This window comes from Pseudomonas sp. GGS8, from assembly GCF_024168645.1.
In the GTDB taxonomy this organism is placed as follows: domain Bacteria; phylum Pseudomonadota; class Gammaproteobacteria; order Pseudomonadales; family Pseudomonadaceae; genus Aquipseudomonas.
Map to the genome: position 1 here is coordinate 6385294 of NZ_JALJWF010000001.1, position 17752 is coordinate 6403045.

The following is a 17752-nucleotide window of genomic DNA, read 5'->3' on the forward strand; positions in this document are numbered from 1 at the left end:
CTATTTCGTGCCGAACTGCCCGGCATGGATCAGGAGAACATCGAGCTCAAACTGTCCAACGGTTGTCTGATCATTAAAGGAGGCCGTCGACATGACACGACGCAGCACTGCACGTCGACTAACCCGACATTATGGGGATGACGTTCATGAACACACCTTCCCAAAACATGCTGAACCAACTGTATGGCACGCATACCCACATAGACGAGGCGTCCATCGTCCCGCTCCTGCGTCAATACGCCGAACCCCTGCCGGAACTGAACTCACAAGCCTTTGGTGAAATGTTCGACCGCTACGCGGATGCGCGCGTGGTGATGATCGGTGAAGCCAGCCATGGCACCAGTGATTTCTATCGGACCCGGGCAGCGATTACCCAACGGCTGATCGAGCAGCACGGGTTCAATATCGTGGCCGTTGAAGCAGACTGGCCAGACGCGGGTCATGTGGACCGTTACGCCCGGGGGCTGGCACGCTCGGCCTGGGCACGCCACATTTTCAGCCGGTTCCCGACCTGGATGTGGCGCAACACCGATGTGAAAGCGTTCACCCATTGGCTGCATCAGTACAACCACCAACACGCGCCTGAACAGCGCGTCGAGTTTCGCGGTCTGGACGTTTACAGTTTGCGCAATTCCATCCACGAGGTTCTGGGCTATCTGGACCGTGTCGACCCGCAGCTGGCACACGAAGCTCGGCGTCGCTATGGCTGTTTGACCCCGTGGCAGGATGATCCTGCGCTGTACGGCCACTTTGTCGAACGCGACGGAATCATGCCCTGCGAGCATGCAGTGGTCGAACAGCTCAATGCCATGCTGGCCGAGCAATTGGCCGGGGCCATCAAAGATGATGAAGCGTTCTTCGATGCGACCCAGAACGCCCGGGTCATCCAGGCGGCGGAACAATATTACCGAGCGATTTATCGAGGTTCGACGGCCTCCTGGAACCTGCGCGACAGGCACATGTTCGACACATTACGTGCGCTGCTCGAACACCGCGGCCCGCAAGCCAAGGCCGTGGTGTGGGCGCACAACTCCCATATCGGCAATGCGGCCGCCACGGAAATGGGCTGGAAGGGTCAGTTCAATATCGGTCAGCTGTGCCGCAATGCCTATGGGCGCGATGTGGTTCTGATCGGCATGAGCACCGACCATGGCCAAGTGGCCGCGGCCAATGACTGGGATGGCGAGATGCTTATCAAGGACATCCGGCCGTCTCGGCCAGACAGTTGGGAGCGCAAGTTCCTCGACGCCGGTGTCCCGGCTTCATTGACCGACTGGCGGGATCCACAGCGAAAAGAGCTGCGCCGGGCCTTGTCCAAACCTCTGCTGGAGCGGGCCATCGGTGTGATCTATCGACCCGCCAGCGAGCGCAGCAGCCACTACTTCGAATCAGTGCTGAGCGAACAATTCGACGCCATGGTCTGGATTGAACAGACGCAACCGGTAACGGCATTGCCGCTGCCGAAAAGCCAGGCGCTGGAACCGGAAGACGAAACCTTTCCATTCGGCATATGACAGGCATCAGACGGTGGTTGTCGGCTTTGGATGACTACCGTCGCAAATACTGCTCGAACCAGTCGCCGGCCAGTCTGGCGACTTCTTCGAGGGTTCCTGCCTCTTCAAAAAGATGTGTCGCGCCCGCCACCACTTCCAGGCGCTGCTCGCACTGCAAGGCGCGACCGCTTTGCACATTGAGATTGAGCACCGCCGGATCCAGCTCACCGACAATCTGCAAGGTCGGGGCCTTCACGCGGGACAGCGCCGCACCCGCCAGATCGGTCCGCCCTCCCCGGCTCACCACCGCATGCACCACGTCCGCCCGCTCGGCCGCGGCCAATAGCGCCGCCGCTGCACCGGTGCTGGCGCCGAACAATCCGATCGGTAGCGGTTGCAGTTCGGCGTCCCGGCCAATCCAGTCGATCACCTTCACCAGTCGGCTGGACAGCAGCGCAATATTGAAACGCAATTCCCGGGTCTGGTTGTCCAGGTATTGCTCCGGTTCCGTGAGCAGATCGAACAGCAACGTGCCCAACCCCCGCTGAGCCAGAGAGAGTGCGACCTGTTGATTGCGCGGGCTTGAACGACCACTGCCGCTGCCATGAACGAACACCACCAGGCCGCCAGCGTGCACCGGCAGACGCAGGTCGGCAGACAGCTCCACGTTCCCCAGGTCGAGCTTTCGATAGCGAGGCTCAAACATCGGAATCCTCCTGACCGCAAACACGCGTAGCGGATTCTCTGCGCCAGGCCCGTTGCAAACGATCGATGACTTCTTCATCCGAGGTCTGGGAAAAATTCATGTACCAATTGCCGATCGACATCAACCACTCGGGGGTGAGCGGACAGATCACCTCATCGACTTCGCTATACAGCGCCTCTACCGTCTCGGGTGGCGCCACCGGCACGGCGACGACAATACGCGACGGTGCTTGCAGGCGCACCGCCTGTACCGCCGCCATCATTGAAGCCCCGGTCGCCAGGCCATCGTCGACCAGAATCACCACCTGATCCTTGAGCGCCACGGGGGCACGCGAGCCCCGGTACAGGCGCTCGCGACGCAACAGCTCCTGGGTTTCCCGTGCCACCACGTTATCGAGCGTGCGCTGATCGATGCGGTTCGCCCGCAGCGTATCGTCATTGACGATCTGGATGCCGCCACTGGCAATCGCGCCCATGGCGAACTCCTGATGGAATGGCACCCCCAGCTTGCGGACCAGCATCAGGTCCAGGCGAACCTCCAGGGCCGTGGCAATTTCATAGGCAACCGGCACGCCGCCACGGGGCAAGGCGAGAACGATGACATCGGGTCGATGAGCGTATTTGAGCAGCGGCTCCACCAGCCGTCGACCGGCATCCACCCGGTCACGCAAGAGGGTTTGCGTCGAGGGACTCTGAATCACTTGAAAACCTCCCCAGGCGATCACACCTGTCGGTTCATATCACACAGCCTTGACCTCTCCACGTCCTTGCGGGATCAAGCATCAGCTTTCATTAAAAGTCCTCCGCTGGAGTCTCCTTGTCGTTGATTTTTATCAAGCTCGCGCGCAAGGCCCGCCATGGACGCGCAAGGGTTTGGCATTTCTCATTTCGCCGTTGTTGATCAATATCAATCAGGCTTGGGCTGAATGGATTACGTTGCCAATAGTGGAAAGCGCCGCGCCGCAGCGGCTCTCTGTGGGAGACTGCAATCACTTAAGCCAGAATGCGATCTGTAGCAGCTGGCGAAGCCTGCGTTCGGCAGCTGCTACAAAGAATGCGTCGCGGCTGAAATTGCTTAAGTGAACAGCATTACCCTTACGAAACGGAGTTTTGTATTGAGGTCTGGCGTCATGGCGCCGCGCGATGACGGGCAACGGTTGCAGCGTAATCGAACAGTGAATACCGCTTACTGTTTGCTTGTGTCGTCCTGCTCGCCTTGCATCATTCGCGGTCTGAACATGTGCATCGGCATCTGCCAACGGTCATCGCCAAAGAGCCGGTGATGCACCACCGTCCAGAACAGATCGAAAATGGTTTTCTGCTCAGCATCCAAAACCTCGTAGAAGGTTTTGGTACGCACCAGCGCAGCATCCAGGCGCTCCAGATGCGCCTCCATCCACTTGGTTTGTGCGCGCAAACGCTCTATCTCTCTGGCCATTCTTTCGGGGGTCGTTTCATCCATCGACGCCGTCTTCGTGCTCGCCATTTCATCACGTCCGGCCTTGGCCTTTTCCTGATGCTGATTGGCGTCCGTCATGACCCCCGTGGCCCATGTGCCCCAGGCGGCCATTTGCTCCGGCTTGAGATTGAGCTTGCCCTTGAGATCGTCCAGGGTCTGTTGCGTGTATTTGACCCAATCGAAATCCTGAGAACGATGATACATGCCACCTTGCGCAGGCATCGGTGGGTTGGCGAAGACGCTGGAGGATGGCACCAGCAACACGCTTGCCGCCATCAACATGCATTGGCCGATCAGGCTTGATCTGTTCATTTCAGTTCATCTCGACACCGTGGTGTTGATTCGAGCATAGGAGTCGGCCGGAGGGAGTATCTGATCCACATCAGAAAACAGACAGGCGGCCGAGCAAGCGGATAGACGGTCGAGTGGCCCCCGTCATTGGAAAAGCAGCCAGCAATCGTTATCGGCGGTGCTGTCACCCAATCCAGCGGATCACTGGCTCCTTCCGGGGGACGGGTACGGGCGCGGGCGGCCCGAGATCGCTTTATCGATGTTCATGGGGGGCATACCTCAAAAGAGTGTCATATCCTTTATAAAGTCATTCGCCCACGAGGGCTTGCTGTTGATCTAAATCTAATCAAGGCACAACCGGCCTCCCGTTTTGTCTGACGACTCGCCCCCTCGGAGCGAACCACATTGCGCGAAATTGATCTGCATCAGATAGACGATGAACGCTCAATACACACTGGATGCGTCTGGCTCGCTCTCGCGACAGGCAACGCGAGTGAAAACGGCTTGCGCAGGAGCGCTGACATGTGCGGGAAGATCATGGTGTGTATCGGTGGCAGCGTCGCGTTGCGGCTGCTGATCCGCGTCATGTTGGTGTGCGTCTGCGCACTGGCCTGGGGCGCGGACGGCGCCGCACAGAGCGCCGAACCACGCGTCACGATCCTCGTTTACCACCGGTTCTCGGACACGGCCGACGACTCGATGACCGTGCGCATGAGCACCTTCGAAACCCAGTTGCGCGTCCTGCACGAGCACGGTTATCACATTGTGTCGCTGCGCGAGGTGGTCGACTGGCTGCGTAATCCCGATGCGACATTAGCGTCGAAGCCGGTGGTGATCACCGTCGACGACGGGCATCGTTCGGTGTTCGACAAACTGCTGCCCGTGGTGCTGCGCGAGCGTTTTCCGGTGACCCTGTTTATCTATCCATCGGCAATCTCGAACGCGTCCTATGCACTGACCTGGGAGCAATTGCGCACCCTGAAACAGACCGGACTCATCGACATCCAGTCGCATACGTACTGGCATCCCAATTTCAACGTCGAGCGCAGGCACCGCACACCGGCGGATTTCCAGCAATTCGTCCGTACCCAACTGCAAAAATCACGTCAACGCATCGAGTCGCAAACCGGTGCGCAGCAGGTCGACATGCTCGCGTGGCCGTTCGGTATCTACGACGACGAGTTGATCGCACTCGCCTCCGACGAGGGTTACGCAGTGGCCTTCACACTAGACGCGCGCAAGGCCGATCGGCACGCGCGACTACTCGCCCTGCCGCGCTTTCTGATGAGTGACGCCTACGGCGCACGGGCGTTCGCGCAGCTGCTCGGCGAACCGAACACTGCGCCGACACCCGCAGAGGGGAACCCGCGATGACCTTCATCCGCGCGCTGAGGCGCTATGCGATCCCGGCGCTACTCGCCGTCACTGCCCTGCTGACCGGGCGAGGCGCACTGGCCGTCACCGGTGTGGTGCTCGACTCGAGCACGCAGAACCCGCTCGCCGACGCAATCATCACGACATCGGCCGGCGTGATGCGTACCGACGAAAACGGACGGTTCGAGACGGCCGAGGCAGTCGAGAGTGTCGCCGCCCGCGCCCCTGGGTATTTGCGCACCGAGGCCAAAGTGGGCGACGACACGTCCGTGACGCTCGCACTGACCCCGTTTCGCCCCAAAGCGGTCTATCTGTCGGTGTTCGGCGTGACCAGTTCGACCCTGCGCAACAACGTTGTCAGCCTTACGGAAAACACCGAGATCAATGCATTGGTGATCGACGTCAAGGGTGACCGTGGCCTGACGCCCTATCGCAGTGTGGCGCGCGAGACGATCGGCGCCGCAGCCCATCTGACTACACGGGCACCTCAGATGCGCGACTTTCCGGCGTTGCTTGCCAAGCTGCATGCCCAACACCTGTACCTGATCGCACGCATCGTGGTGTTCAAGGACGATCCACTTGCCGATGCTCATCCGCAGTGGAGCGTGCACACCGCCGATGGCCAGCCGTGGCGGGATCTCGAAAAGCTGCAATGGATGGATCCGTTTTCGCACGAGGTCTGGCAGCACAATCTCGATATCGCCGAGGAGGCCGCGCGGATGGGTTTCGACGAGATTCAGTTCGACTATGTGCGTTTTCCCGACAAGAGTGGGCTACGCTTTGCCCTCCCCAACAACCGCGCCAACCGGACGGCGGCGATCATCGGCTTTCTGCAGGCCGCACACGCGCGGCTCGCGCCCTACAACGTGTTCATCTCCGCAGACATCTTCGGCTACGTCTGCTGGAACCTCGACGATACGGCGATCGGGCAACAAATCGAACTGCTGGGCGCGGAGCTCGACTACATTTCTCCGATGTTGTACCCGTCCGGTTTCACATGGGGGCTGCCGGGCTTTACCAACCCGACAGCCGACCCCGACCAGATTGTCAGGCGTACCCTGACTGAGGCGATGAAGCGCACCCATCTGCCGGGCGTGCGCTTTCGTCCTTGGCTCCAGGCCTTTCGCGACTATGCCTTCGATCGTCGCCTGTTTGACGCCGCCGCGATCAGTGCGCAGGTTAACGCCGCCAATGCAGCCGGCACCGATGGATGGATGTTATGGAACCCACGCAATCACTACGATGCCGCCGATCTGCCACAGCGCTGAAGCGCTGGGCGATGCTGCTTGGCCTGGCGATGGCGGCGCACATGGCCTGCGCCGCCGATCTCGACGCGACGACGCGCCTGCAAGCCACACAGATCGTCGAGGGCCAGATCGCTGCCGGACGCGTTCCGGGGGCGGTTGTCCTGATCGGTGACTCCACGCAGGTGTTCTATCGCCAGGCCTTTGGACAACGCACGACGACGCCCCCCCGCGAGCCGATGACGCTGGACACCGAGTTCGATCTGGCATCGCTGACCAAGGTCGTCGCGACCACCACGGCCATCCTGCAACTGGCCGAAACGGGCCGCATCAACCTGGACGCACCCGTTGCGCGGTATTGGCCGGCCTTTGGGTCGCACGACAAAGCAGCGGTGAAGGTGCGTGACCTGCTTGCGCACACGTCCGGACTGCGGCCAGATTTACCTGGGCGGCCAACCCGTGCGGGCCGGGAAGCTGTGTTAAGCGCCATCGCGGCGCAGCGGCTGCGCAACGCACCGGGTGCCCAAGTCATTTACAGTGACCTGAATTTCGTGGTGCTCGGCGAGCTGGTCGAGCGCATCACCCACAGCCCGCTTGACGTCTATTGTCAGGCTCACATCTTCGGGCCGCTGGGTATGCGCGACACGGTTTTTCTGCCGGATGCCCAGCGAGCGATACGCAGCGCACCGACACTCGCCACCAAGGCCGGCACGCTCCGGGGGCGCGTGCATGATCCGACGGCGCAATGGATGGACGGCGTCTCGGGCAACGCCGGGCTGTTTTCCACGGCGGACGATCTCGCGCGTTTCGCACAGATGGTGTTGAACCAGGGGCGCGCAGGCAGCCGACAGATCCTGCGGCCGGCGAGCATCGCCGCCCTGGCGAGCGCCGCTTCGCCGTTCGACAGCGTGCCGTGGCGCGGCCTTGGCTGGGAACTGGCCGCACCGTTCGTGCCGAACCATGATCGTCTGCCGCCGATTGGCGTCATCGGCCATACCGGATACACCGGCACGGGGCTGTGGATTGATCTGGTGACCCGCCAATTCATCGTCATCCTGAGCAACCGGGTGTATCCCGATGACCGCGGTGATGCTCGCCCGCTTCGTGCGCAATTGCTTGCACTGATGGCCAGTCGCGGGGCAGCTGCAAGCGGCGCGCAAATCGGCCGGTTGCTGCCCTCCGCGTTGCCGGCGCTGCGTGCCGCCGATCGCCTGCCCACCTCGACGGGCCCGGTGCAGACAGGCATTGACGTGCTTGAGGCACAGCAATTTGCCCCGCTCGCCGGCATGCGCGTGGGCTTGATCACCAATCGCAGCGGATTCGATGCCAAAGGTCGACGCACCGTCGACATCCTCGCCCACGCGCCAGGCATCAGGCTGGCGGCGCTGTTTTCGCCGGAACATGGGCTGAACATCGACGTGGACGAGCGGGTCGGTGACACCCGCGACCCGGCGACGGGCCTCACCGTGCACAGTCTCTACGGCGCAACGCGGCGCTTCCCGGCCGGTTCGCTCAAAGGGCTGGATGCGCTGATCTTCGATATTCAGGACGCCGGCGTGCGCTTCTTCACCTACGAGACGACACTCGGCTACGCACTCGAAGCCGCCGCAGCACAAGGCATTGCGCTGTACGTACTGGACCGGCCCAACCCACTCGGCGCACAGCGCTTCGGCGGCCCGGTAATGGACAGTCGCCGCGAATCGTTTACCGGCTATTTCCCTGCACCGCTGCAGCCCGGCATGACCGTCGGCGAGCTGGCGCGTCTATTCAACCGCAACAAGCACATTGGTGCGGATCTGCGTGTGGTGCCGATGCAGGGATACCGGCGCGCGATGACCTTTGCCGACACCGGGTTGGGATGGGTGCCGCTCTCGCCGAACCTGCGCACGCTCTCCCAGCTGGACCTGTACCCGGATATCGGTTTGCTCGAAGGTGCGAATCTGAGTGTGGGGCGCGGCACACCGCACCCGTTCGAGTGGGTTGGCGCACCGTGGATCGACGCAACCCGGCTCGCCAATGCGCTGAATGCGTTTGATGTCGGCGCGCATTTCGAGCCGATCGACTTCGTCCCCACCGAATCAAACTGGCACGGTCGGCTCTGCCATGGTGTGAGCATCACCCGCATCCAAACGCCTGCGCAACGTCCCGTAGCCAGCCTGGGATTGACGCTACTCGCCACCCTGCACACGCTTTATCCCCACGTACTCGACCTGGTGGCGACCCGCGATTCGATCGGCTCGCAAAGCGTGTGGCAGGCGATTCGCGACGGCGCGACACCTGACACGGCGCAGGCACTCGACGCGGTGCCGCTTGCGCGCTTCGCACGGTTACGGCAAGAGAGCTTGCTGTATTGAGCTGCCCGCAACGTCATCCATTGCCGATGGATGGCGCCCTGCGCGAGGGAGACGCTGAAGCAGGCTATCTTTATTAAACGGGTTGGCCGCTGGCTTACCGATATGCGTTTCCACTCTGAGCCAAGGCCATGAAAAAGAACGACCGGTGGAACCTGTCCTACTTGGCAATCGCTTTTATCGTCATGGGCCTCATGCAGGTTTTCTTTGTCGAGCGCCAAGCGGTGCAGCCCCTCCCCTACAGCCAGTTCATGCAATTGTTGAACGAGCAGAAAGTCAGTGATTTGCAGATCGACAAGGACCGGATCAGCGGCAAATTGGTGGAGCCCATCGACGGACGCGACCGGTTCTCTACGGTGCGGGTCGATCCGTCGCTGGCGACCGAACTCTCCCAATCGGGCGTCGGCTTTACCGGAGTCAACGAAAACACCTTTATGAACAGCCTGTTGGGCTGGTTGTTGCCGTTCATAATGATCATGGTGTTCTGGCATTTCCTGTTTCGCGGGATGGCGGACAAACAAGGCCTTGGCGGGTTGATGAATGTCGGCAAGTCGCGGGCCAGGATCTTTGTCGAACGCGACACTGGGGTGACCTTCGCCGATGTCGCGGGCATCGACGAAGCCAAGGCCGAACTGGTGGAAATCGTCTCGTTCCTCAAGGACAAGGCCCGATATGCACGCCTGGGCGCACACATTCCCAAGGGCACCTTGCTGGTCGGCCCACCAGGCACCGGCAAGACCCTGGTGGCCAAAGCCATCGCCGGTGAAGCCGGCGTGCCGTTTTTCTCGATTTCGGGGTCCGAATTTGTCGAAATGTTCGTCGGGGTCGGCGCGGCCCGGGTCCGCGACCTGTTCGAGCAGGCACGCCAGGCATCGCCCTGCATCATCTTCATCGATGAACTCGACGCGCTGGGCAAGATGCGTGGCGTCGGCGTGTTAGGCGGCAATGACGAAAAAGAACAGACCCTCAACCAGTTACTGGCCGAACTGGACGGCTTCGACCCCCGTGAGGGCGTGGTGTTACTGGCCGCGACCAACCGGCCGGAGGTTCTTGATCCGGCGCTGTTGCGGGCCGGGCGCTTCGACCGGCAGATTCTGATCGACCGCCCCGATCGCAAAGGGCGGCAGTCGATTCTTAAGGTTCATCTGAAGAAAATCACCGTGGAACCAGGCCTCGATAGCGCACGTATCGCCGAGATCACCACCGGTTTCACCGGCGCCGACCTGGCCAACCTGGTGAACGAAGCGGCCATCGTCGCCACCCGTCGCGCCGCCGAGGCGGTCAGCCTGAACGACTTCACCGCCGCGGTAGAGCGCCTTGTCGCAGGGCTCGAACGCAAAAGCAGCCTGCTCGATCCCGACGAGCGCCGGGTGGTGGCCTATCATGAGATGGGGCATGCGCTGGCCGCCAGCAGCCTGCCGGCCATGGACCCGGTGCATAAAGTCTCGATCGTGCCCCGCGCCATCGGCTCGCTGGGCTATACCTTGCAGCGACCGACCGAGGATCATTTCCTGATCAGTTGCCAGACGCTCAAGGACCGGATTGTCGTGCTGATGGCCGGGCGCGCCGCCGAGGACCTTGTCTATGGCCAGATTTCCACCGGGGCCGCCGACGATCTGGGCCGCGCGACGGATATCGCCCGGCAACTGATCACCCGCTTCGGCATGAGCCCCGAGCTCGGCCAGTCGGTGCTGGAGAAGCAAACCCCAACGTACCTGGGAGATCGCATGGCCACGATGGGCGAAAAGGATTATTCGGAACAGACCGCTCGGGAAATCGACCTGGGTATTCGCGCCCTGCTCGATGAAGCCTACCAACGGGCCAAGGCGCTGCTCCAGGGTCGTCGGGCCGACCTGGATGAGGGGGCCCGCCTGTTGCTGGAAAAGGAAACCCTCACACCCGAGGAGTTCCCGCCGCTGATGCCATTCAAGCCCACCCCGGCATTACCAGCACCGTGACACTGCGATCAATCGCCCGCAGACGGCGCCCTGCCCTAATTGCCTGCCCCAATCGCTGAAGGCCCATCATGTTCGCAGTCACGCTAATCAACACGTTAGTGGTGATCATCACGGTGGTGATCCACTACGAATGCCTGTTGCGCCTGAACGATTGGCTGCCCAGGCTCAAACTCTGGAGCCGCTTTCGGATCGTCGTCGGGGTATTCGGTGCGATGGCGGCCCATGCGATAGAAGTCTGGTGTTTCGCGCTGGTCTATTACCTGCTGATCCGCTCCGGTGAATGGGGCAGCCTGAGTGGCAATTTCGATGGCTCGTACATGGACTGCGTGTACTTTTCCTTCACCACGTTCACCACCATCGGTTTCGGCGACATTTCACCCATGGGCAACCTCAAGTACCTGACCGGGTTGGAGGCACTGACGGGGCTGGTACTGATTTCCTGGACCGCCTCGTTTCTGTTTCTGGAGATGCAGAAATACTGGAAGAGCAAATAGCCCCCGGCGCCTTCCATCAACCCTGATTGTCTGGTGCAGGCGTCCATTGCCACTGCATCACTTCAGGCATGTCCTGCCCGTGCTCGATGAGGTAAAGCTTGTGTTTCTCCATCGTCGCCCAGTAGCGCGCCCGAGCAGTCTGAAGCTGATCGTGCAACCGGGGCACGCGCTCGATGACATCCAGGGCCAACTGATACCGATCCAGATTATTGAGCACCGCCATGTCGAACGGCGTGGTGGTGGCCCCCTCGTCCTTGAAGCCGCGAACATGGAAGTTTTCATGATTGGTGCGCTTGTACAGCAGCCGGTGGATCAACGCGGGGTAGCCGTGGAAAGCAAAAATCACCGGCCGGTCGACGGTAAACAATTCATCGAAAGCGCTGTCGGGCAAACCGTGGGGATGGTGGTACGACGGCTGCAGGACCATCAGGTCGACGACATTGATCACCCGCACCCGCAAATCCGGCACGTATTCGCGCAGCAAAGTGACCGCCGCCAGGGTTTCCAGGGTCGGAACGTCGCCGGCACAGGCCATCACCACATCCGGATCGCTGTCATCCCGGCAGGCCCAGTCCCAGCGCCCGATACCGACCTGGCAATGACGAATGGCGGCATCGATGTCCAGCCACTGCCACTCCGGTTGCTTGCCGGCCACGATCACGTTGATGTAGTTGCGGCTCCTGAGGCAGTGATCGGCCACCGACAGCAGGCAATTGGCATCGGGCGGCAGATAGATCCGGACCACGTCCGCCGTTTTGTTTGCCACCAGATCAATGAACCCCGGATCCTGGTGGGAGAAGCCGTTGTGGTCCTGGCGCCAGACATGGGAGGTGAGCAAATAGTTGAGCGAGGCCACGGGTTTGCGCCATGGCACTTCGGCGGCGGTTTTCAGCCATTTGGCATGCTGATTGAACATCGAGTCGACGATGTGGATGAACGCCTCATAACAGGAAAACACGCCATGGCGACCCGTCAGCAAATAACCTTCGAGCCAGCCTTCGCACACCTGTTCGCTCAGAATCTCCATGACTCGGCCATCGGCCGACAGATTGACATCATCGGGGCCCAGCGGCTCCATCCACGCCTTGGCGCTGACTTCATACACCGCATCCAGCCGGTTCGAGGCGGTTTCGTCCGGGCCGAACAGGCGAAAATTGCTCGACGTCAGATTGCATTTCATCACGTCGCGCAAAAAACTGCCCAGCACCCGCGTGGCCTCTGCCCGCAGGCCACCGGGCGCCTCGACGTTCACCGCATATCGGGTGAACCGTGGCAGATCCAGCGAACGCAACAGCAGCCCACCGTTGGCGTGCGGGTTGGCGCTCATCCGCCGGTGGCCGGTGGGCGCCAACGCGGCGATCTCGGGCAACAAGGCGCCATTGGCGTCAAACAATTCGTCAGGGCGGTAACTGCGGAGCCATTCTTCCAGTTGCCGCAAATGTTGCGGCTGCTGGAAGTCGGCCAAGGGCACTTGATGCGCCCGCCAGGTGCCTTCGACCCGCAGGCCATCGACGAACGTCGGCCCCGTCCAGCCCTTGGGCGTGCGCAAGATCAGCATCGGCCACAGGGGCCGCTCCGGCGTCCGGGACGACGATCGTTGACGCGCGGCCCGCTGAATGTCACGAATCTCCTGCACCATGGTGTCCAGCGTGCTGGCCAGGGCTTGATGAACCTCGGCCGGGTCATCGCCTTCGACGAAATACGGGTCATAGCCATAGCCGTACATCAACGCCGACAACTCCTCCTCGCTGATGCTGGAGAGCACTGTCGGGTTGGCGATCTTATAGCCGTTCAGGTGCAAAACCGGCAGCACGGCGCCGTCTCGCGCCGGGTTGAGGAACTTGTTGGAGTGCCAACTGGCCGCCAGCGTCCCGGTTTCCGCCTCGCCGTCGCCTATCACACACGCCACTATCAGGTCCGGGTTGTCGAATGCGGCGCCGTAGGCGTGGGCCAGACTGTAGCCCAACTCGCCCCCTTCATGGATCGACCCCGGAATCTGCGCCGACACATGGCTGGAAATGCCGTAAGGCCAGGAAAACTGCCGAAACAATCGGGCCAGACCGTTGGTATCGCGCCCCACCGACGGGTAGAACTCGGTGTACGTGCCTTCCAGGTAGGTCTGCGCCACGATGGCCGGCCCGCCATGCCCAGGACCGGCGATGAAGATCATGTTCAGGTCATAGGCCGTGATCAAGCGATTAAGGTGCGTATAAATCAGGTTCAACCCCGGCGTCGTGCCCCAGTGCCCCAGTAGCCTTGGTTTTACATCCGCCAGCGTCAGCGGCACCTTCATCAGCGGATTGTCCTTGAGGTAGATCTGCCCGACCGCCAGGTAATTGGACGCCCGCCAGTAGGCATCCAGCCCTTCCAGTTGCTCGGCACTCAGAAAATCGCTCATGAAGTCCTCCGCCAGGGCCTCGGTATACCGATAAACATGCGTCGATTCTGGGTGTCTGCACCGCCCAGGACTTGATTTACATCAAGTCTTGGGCCGTCTGTCCCGGCTCAACAGGAACAAGCTTTTCCCCGCTCATCGACTCCAGCTGTAAACGCCCGATTGAAACGGGGGATCCGAACTATGCTTTAGGCTCCTATGAGGGGGACTTTTGCAATGCCTGAAACCCGGCCGTATCAACATCATTATTTGAAAGCCGCGTGTTCCAATTGCAGCGTTCTGGAATTGTGTTTGCCGATTGGCTTGACCAGCCACGAAGTCGAACGGCTGGATACCCTGATCATTCAGCGTGTAAAGGTTAAAAAAGGTGCAGCCCTCTACCGGGCCGGCGATCCGTTGCGCTCGCTTTATGCGGTACGGATCGGCTCATTCAAAACCAGCATGCTGTCGGTCGACGGTCGCGAGCAGGTCACCGGTTTTCAGATACCCGGCGAGATGCTCGGACTGGATGCCATCAGCGACGATCGGCACACCTGCAGTGCCTTTGCCCTGGAGGACAGCGAAGTCTGCCCCTTCAACTTCGCCCAACTGGAGAAGCTCGCTCTGGAACTGCCCTCGTTGCAGCACAACATGAACAAGATCTTGAGCCGGGAAATCGTGCGTGAGCACAACCTGCTGATGATGATGGGCAACATGAACTCCGATGAACGCCTGGCCGCCTTCCTGCTGAACCTGTCGCAACGGTTGAGCATTCGGGGTTACTCGTCCCGAGACTTTGTGCTGAAGATGCGGCGCGAAGAGATCGGCTCCTATCTGGGTCTGCGCCTGGAAACCATCTGTCGGGGCATCGCTCATCTGCGGGACTCGGCCCTGGTCGAGATTTCCGGGCGTAACGTCAAAGTGCTGAATCTGGACGGGCTTAAGCAACTGGTCGCCGGCTGCCACCGGGAGCCGCCCCTCTGACGCCTTGCGGTGCATCGGTTTTGGAGAATCGTTATGCGCGCCATGGTTCTGCATGCCCCCGGCCAGCCGCTGCAACGGGAACAACGTTCCGTGCCGCAGCCCGGCGCGCAGCAATTGTTGATCAAGGTTTTAGCCTGTGGCGTGTGCCGCACCGACCTGCATTTGGTGGACGGTGAATTGCCGCAAGCCGTGCTGCCGCGGGTGCCGGGCCATGAAATCGTCGGTGAAGTGACGGCGGTGGGTGCCGATGTCGTGCCCGACTGGGTCGGCAAGCGTGTCGGGGTTCCCTGGCTCGGCTGGACCTGCGGTGAGTGCACGTTCTGTCGCACAGGCCGGGAAAACCTCTGCGACCGGGCACAGTTCACCGGTTGTCATCTGGATGGCGGTTATGCCGACTACACGGTTGCCGACGCGCGCTTCTGTTTCCCCATCCCCGACTCGCTCCCGACCACCGAAGCGGCACCGTTGCTGTGTGCCGGGTTGATCGGTTTTCGCGCTTTGCAAATGGCCAAAGGCGCACGCTATCTGGGCCTCTATGGCTTCGGCGCGGCGGCGCATCTGGCGATTCAGGTGGCGCGGGGCCGGGGACAGCAGGTGTATGCCTTCACCCGCCCGGATGACCACGAGGGCCAGGCTTATGCCAGGACGCTGGGCGCCGTGTGGGCAGGCCCCTCGGATCAGCCGCCGCCACACCCGCTCGACGCCAGCCTGATCTTCGCCCCCGTCGGTGCGCTGGTGCCACTGGCGCTGGAGGCCAGCGTCAAGGGCGGCTGCGTGATTTGCGCCGGCATCCACATGAGCGACATCCCCAGCTTCCCCTATCGACTGTTGTGGGGCGAACGCAGCATCCGTTCAGTGGCGAACCTGACCCGCGAAGACGGCATCGCGTTTTTTGCAGAGCTGCGTCACACGCCCGTGCACAGCGACGTCACCTGTTTTGCTCTGGACGATGCCAATCAGGCGCTGGCGAGCCTCAGAGCCGGTCAGGTCAAAGGAGCGATCGTGCTCGTCCCCTGACGCCCGATCCAGCCATTCGATGTTTTTTCCGGCGCTATCTGCCAATACCGCTAGGCTTACGGATAATGTGGCCAATCATTCGCCATTTTGCAGGGAGCGCAAAAATGGAATTAATGAACCGTTGGCAGCCTCTCTCCCTCAGAACGGCCCGTATGAGGGTGGAATGCCGTCATGAAAATTTCTAATCATTACAAATGGTCTGCCTTGGCCGCCATTGCGCTGACCCTCTTCAGCGTATTGATATTTTTGCTGATCAAATCCTACACGTACGACACATCGACCTACTTCGAGTCGCGCGACTTCGTGCGTCAACTCAAGCAATACGATGCCAACTGGAACGTGAAGATTCTGCGAGCCAAAATCGGCATGAACAACAACCTGTTGCTGGTGGCGCCTCCTGAAGCGGAAGAGCGCTGGGCACAGCTCGATAGCCTGAATGCGTTCGGCCCTCTCGCTCCCCTTTGGCAAACCCGACGCCAGGGTTATCTGGATGCGGTAGAAAACAAAACCCGGTTGGTCGAGCAATTCAAACAGCACAACACGGCCTTGCGAACAGCATTCGAGGCCCTGCCTACGCAGGAAGATGCCATTCGGGTGTTGCTGGAAGATTCCAGCGAAAAACGCCCGTTGGTGGATGCCCGGGCAGCCTCGGTGGTGTTCAATCTTACCCTGGACACCCTTGAATACGCCCTCTATGTCACCAGCGAAAGGGCTGATGAAATCTCCGGACATCTGAAATATCTGGATGAATACATCCATCAACTGCCGCCGGAACAGCGCCCGTCTTTCACTGCCTTGGTAGATGCTGTAAATGCGATTGTGCGAGAGCAACCCATCGTCAATGACCTGGTCGATCGCATTAGTGTCATTCCGGTCGCACAACAACTGGACAGCATCAACGAGCTATTGAACGAAACACAACGGCGCACAGGCGCAACAGACCGCCAATACCACCTTTACCTGGGAGTCTGCGCCGGCATCATGGCGCTGCTGTTGCTGTACCTGGCCACCCGTCTGATTCGCAGTTATGCGCTGATCAACAAGATGAACAACCAATTGCAGACCGCCAACGAGCGACTGGAGCAACGCGTCGAGGAACGCACCCGCGAACTGTTGGAAGCCGAACGCGAACTGATTGATGCCGCGCGGATGGCCGGCATGGCAGAGATCGCGACCAACGTGCTGCACAACGTCGGTAATGTACTGAACAGCGTGAACGTCTCTGCGGAATTGATCACCCGCAAATTATCGACCAGCAAAACCCTCGGCTTGGGTAAAGCGGTAAAAATGATTAATGAACACGCCGAAGACCTGGGGCAGTTCATGACGCACGATGAAAAAGGCAAACTGCTGCCCCTTTACTTCAATCAACTGGTCGATTCCATCGCAGCCGAGCAGTCGAGCATCATTGACGAGCTGGCGCAACTCACCAAAAGCATCGATCACATCAAGGACATCGTCGCCACACAACAGGCCTATGCCGGCGCCGCCAGGCTGGTCGAGCCGTTGAATGTCGTCGATCTGTTCGAAGATGCGTTACGCATGAATTCCGGTGCCTTGAATCGGCACCATGTCACAGTCATCAAAGACTACCAGGCCACACCGACCATCATCGGCGACAAACACCGACTGCTGTTGATCCTGATCAACCTGATCAGCAATGCCAAATATGCGATGTCCAGGGTCTGCGATCATGAGCGCCGCATGACGCTGGGCGTCAGAATTATCGATAACGCAACGCTACGCTTCAGCGTAGAGGATCAGGGCGAAGGGATCGCCGCCGAGAATATGGCCCGCATCTTCAATCACGGCTTTACCACGCGCAAGGAAGGTCATGGTTTTGGCCTGCACAGTTGCGCACTCGCCGCGGTGGAAATGAACGGGCACCTTCGCGTCCATAGCGATGGACCCGGCCAGGGAGCGGTTTTTACCCTGGATATTCCGCTGGAGACGGCGAACGCGTTGCCTACCGCCGTAAGCCTGTAGCAGCTGCCGAGCTTGCGTTCGC

Annotated in this window: 13 protein-coding genes and 1 pseudogene; 10 read left to right on the plus strand and 4 right to left on the minus strand. The window is 60.6% G+C overall.

Annotation, left to right across the window (positions count from 1 at the left end; translation table 11 throughout):
- Positions 1-9: 9 nt before the first annotated feature.
- Positions 10-96 (plus strand): annotated as a pseudogene (locus J3D54_RS28695) (Hsp20/alpha crystallin family protein); the annotation flags it as partial.
- A 50-nt stretch (positions 97-146) separates the two neighbouring features.
- Entirely contained in the window at positions 147-1514 is a 1368-nt protein-coding gene (locus J3D54_RS28700; RefSeq protein WP_253425809.1) for an erythromycin esterase family protein, read from the plus strand.
- Positions 1515-1548: 34 nt separating this feature from the next.
- Here J3D54_RS28700 and J3D54_RS28705 read toward each other — a convergent pair whose 3' ends face one another.
- From J3D54_RS28705 to J3D54_RS28715, 3 genes are all read right to left on the minus strand, one after another.
- Positions 1549-2199, minus strand: coding sequence for a dienelactone hydrolase family protein (locus tag J3D54_RS28705; protein WP_253425811.1), 651 nt, complete (start codon positions 2197-2199; stop codon positions 1549-1551).
- Positions 2192-2899 (minus strand): phosphoribosyltransferase, encoded by a 708-nt coding sequence (locus tag J3D54_RS28710; RefSeq protein WP_253425813.1) that lies wholly within the window; start codon positions 2897-2899, stop codon positions 2192-2194. The genes J3D54_RS28705 and J3D54_RS28710 overlap by 8 nt, the downstream gene beginning before the upstream one ends.
- A gap of 485 nt (positions 2900-3384) precedes the next feature.
- A complete protein-coding gene (locus tag J3D54_RS28715) occupies positions 3385-3933 on the minus strand; it encodes a Spy/CpxP family protein refolding chaperone (protein ID WP_253426831.1) in 549 nt (182 codons plus the stop codon).
- A gap of 537 nt (positions 3934-4470) precedes the next feature.
- Here J3D54_RS28715 and J3D54_RS28720 point away from each other — a divergent pair.
- The 5 genes from J3D54_RS28720 to J3D54_RS28740 all read left to right on the plus strand — a co-directional run bounded on the left by J3D54_RS28720 (position 4471) and on the right by J3D54_RS28740 (position 11369).
- Positions 4471-5322, plus strand: a complete 852-nt coding sequence (locus J3D54_RS28720) for a polysaccharide deacetylase family protein (RefSeq protein WP_253425815.1) — start codon at positions 4471-4473, stop codon at positions 5320-5322.
- Positions 5319-6590, plus strand: a complete 1272-nt coding sequence (locus tag J3D54_RS28725) for a putative glycoside hydrolase (protein ID WP_253425818.1) — start codon at positions 5319-5321, stop codon at positions 6588-6590. The genes J3D54_RS28720 and J3D54_RS28725 overlap by 4 nt, the downstream gene beginning before the upstream one ends.
- A complete protein-coding gene (locus J3D54_RS28730; protein ID WP_253425820.1) occupies positions 6542-8920 on the plus strand; it encodes an exo-beta-N-acetylmuramidase NamZ domain-containing protein in 2379 nt (792 codons plus the stop codon). The genes J3D54_RS28725 and J3D54_RS28730 overlap by 49 nt, the downstream gene beginning before the upstream one ends.
- A gap of 128 nt (positions 8921-9048) precedes the next feature.
- On the plus strand, positions 9049-10875 hold the full coding sequence (ftsH, locus tag J3D54_RS28735) for an ATP-dependent zinc metalloprotease FtsH (RefSeq protein WP_253425823.1): 1827 nt from the start codon (positions 9049-9051) through the stop codon (positions 10873-10875).
- Between the two features lie 68 nt (positions 10876-10943).
- Positions 10944-11369 (plus strand): potassium channel family protein, encoded by a 426-nt coding sequence (locus J3D54_RS28740; RefSeq protein WP_253425826.1) that lies wholly within the window; start codon positions 10944-10946, stop codon positions 11367-11369.
- 16 nt (positions 11370-11385) lie between these two features.
- Here the strand turns inward: J3D54_RS28740 and J3D54_RS28745 are convergent, their stop codons facing one another.
- On the minus strand, positions 11386-13767 hold the full coding sequence (locus J3D54_RS28745; protein WP_253425829.1) for a phosphoketolase: 2382 nt from the start codon (positions 13765-13767) through the stop codon (positions 11386-11388).
- Positions 13768-13980: 213 nt separating this feature from the next.
- Between J3D54_RS28745 and J3D54_RS28750 the strand changes: the two genes are divergently transcribed.
- The 3 genes from J3D54_RS28750 (at position 13981) to J3D54_RS28760 (ending at position 17730) form a co-directional block, all read left to right on the plus strand.
- Positions 13981-14727 (plus strand): cyclic nucleotide-binding domain-containing protein, encoded by a 747-nt coding sequence (locus tag J3D54_RS28750; RefSeq protein ID WP_253425832.1) that lies wholly within the window; start codon positions 13981-13983, stop codon positions 14725-14727.
- Between the two features lie 33 nt (positions 14728-14760).
- Entirely contained in the window at positions 14761-15744 is a 984-nt protein-coding gene (locus tag J3D54_RS28755; protein WP_253425834.1) for a zinc-dependent alcohol dehydrogenase family protein, read from the plus strand.
- Between the two features lie 171 nt (positions 15745-15915).
- Complete coding sequence (locus tag J3D54_RS28760; RefSeq protein ID WP_253425836.1) at positions 15916-17730, plus strand: DAHL domain-containing protein; 1815 nt, start codon at positions 15916-15918, stop codon at positions 17728-17730.
- Positions 17731-17752: the final 22 nt, after the last annotated feature.

Bases quoted from the DNA above. Each gene is read 5' to 3' on its own strand.
- J3D54_RS28715 (WP_253426831.1), bottom strand. From the start codon at position 3,933: ATGGCGGCAAGCGTGTTGCTGGTGCCATCCTCCAGCGTCTTCGCCAAC.
- J3D54_RS28730 (WP_253425820.1), top strand. From the start codon at position 6,542: ATGGAACCCACGCAATCACTACGATGCCGCCGATCTGCCACAGCGCTG.
- J3D54_RS28725 (WP_253425818.1), top strand. From the start codon at position 5,319: ATGACCTTCATCCGCGCGCTGAGGCGCTATGCGATCCCGGCGCTACTC.
- J3D54_RS28745 (WP_253425829.1), bottom strand. From the start codon at position 13,767: ATGAGCGATTTTCTGAGTGCCGAGCAACTGGAAGGGCTGGATGCCTAC.
- ftsH (WP_253425823.1), top strand. From the start codon at position 9,049: ATGAAAAAGAACGACCGGTGGAACCTGTCCTACTTGGCAATCGCTTTT.
- J3D54_RS28740 (WP_253425826.1), top strand. From the start codon at position 10,944: ATGTTCGCAGTCACGCTAATCAACACGTTAGTGGTGATCATCACGGTG.
- J3D54_RS28750 (WP_253425832.1), top strand. From the start codon at position 13,981: ATGCCTGAAACCCGGCCGTATCAACATCATTATTTGAAAGCCGCGTGT.
- J3D54_RS28755 (WP_253425834.1), top strand. From the start codon at position 14,761: ATGCGCGCCATGGTTCTGCATGCCCCCGGCCAGCCGCTGCAACGGGAA.
- J3D54_RS28760 (WP_253425836.1), top strand. From the start codon at position 15,916: ATGAAAATTTCTAATCATTACAAATGGTCTGCCTTGGCCGCCATTGCG.
- J3D54_RS28720 (WP_253425815.1), top strand. From the start codon at position 4,471: ATGTGCGGGAAGATCATGGTGTGTATCGGTGGCAGCGTCGCGTTGCGG.
- J3D54_RS28705 (WP_253425811.1), bottom strand. From the start codon at position 2,199: ATGTTTGAGCCTCGCTATCGAAAGCTCGACCTGGGGAACGTGGAGCTG.
- J3D54_RS28700 (WP_253425809.1), top strand. From the start codon at position 147: ATGAACACACCTTCCCAAAACATGCTGAACCAACTGTATGGCACGCAT.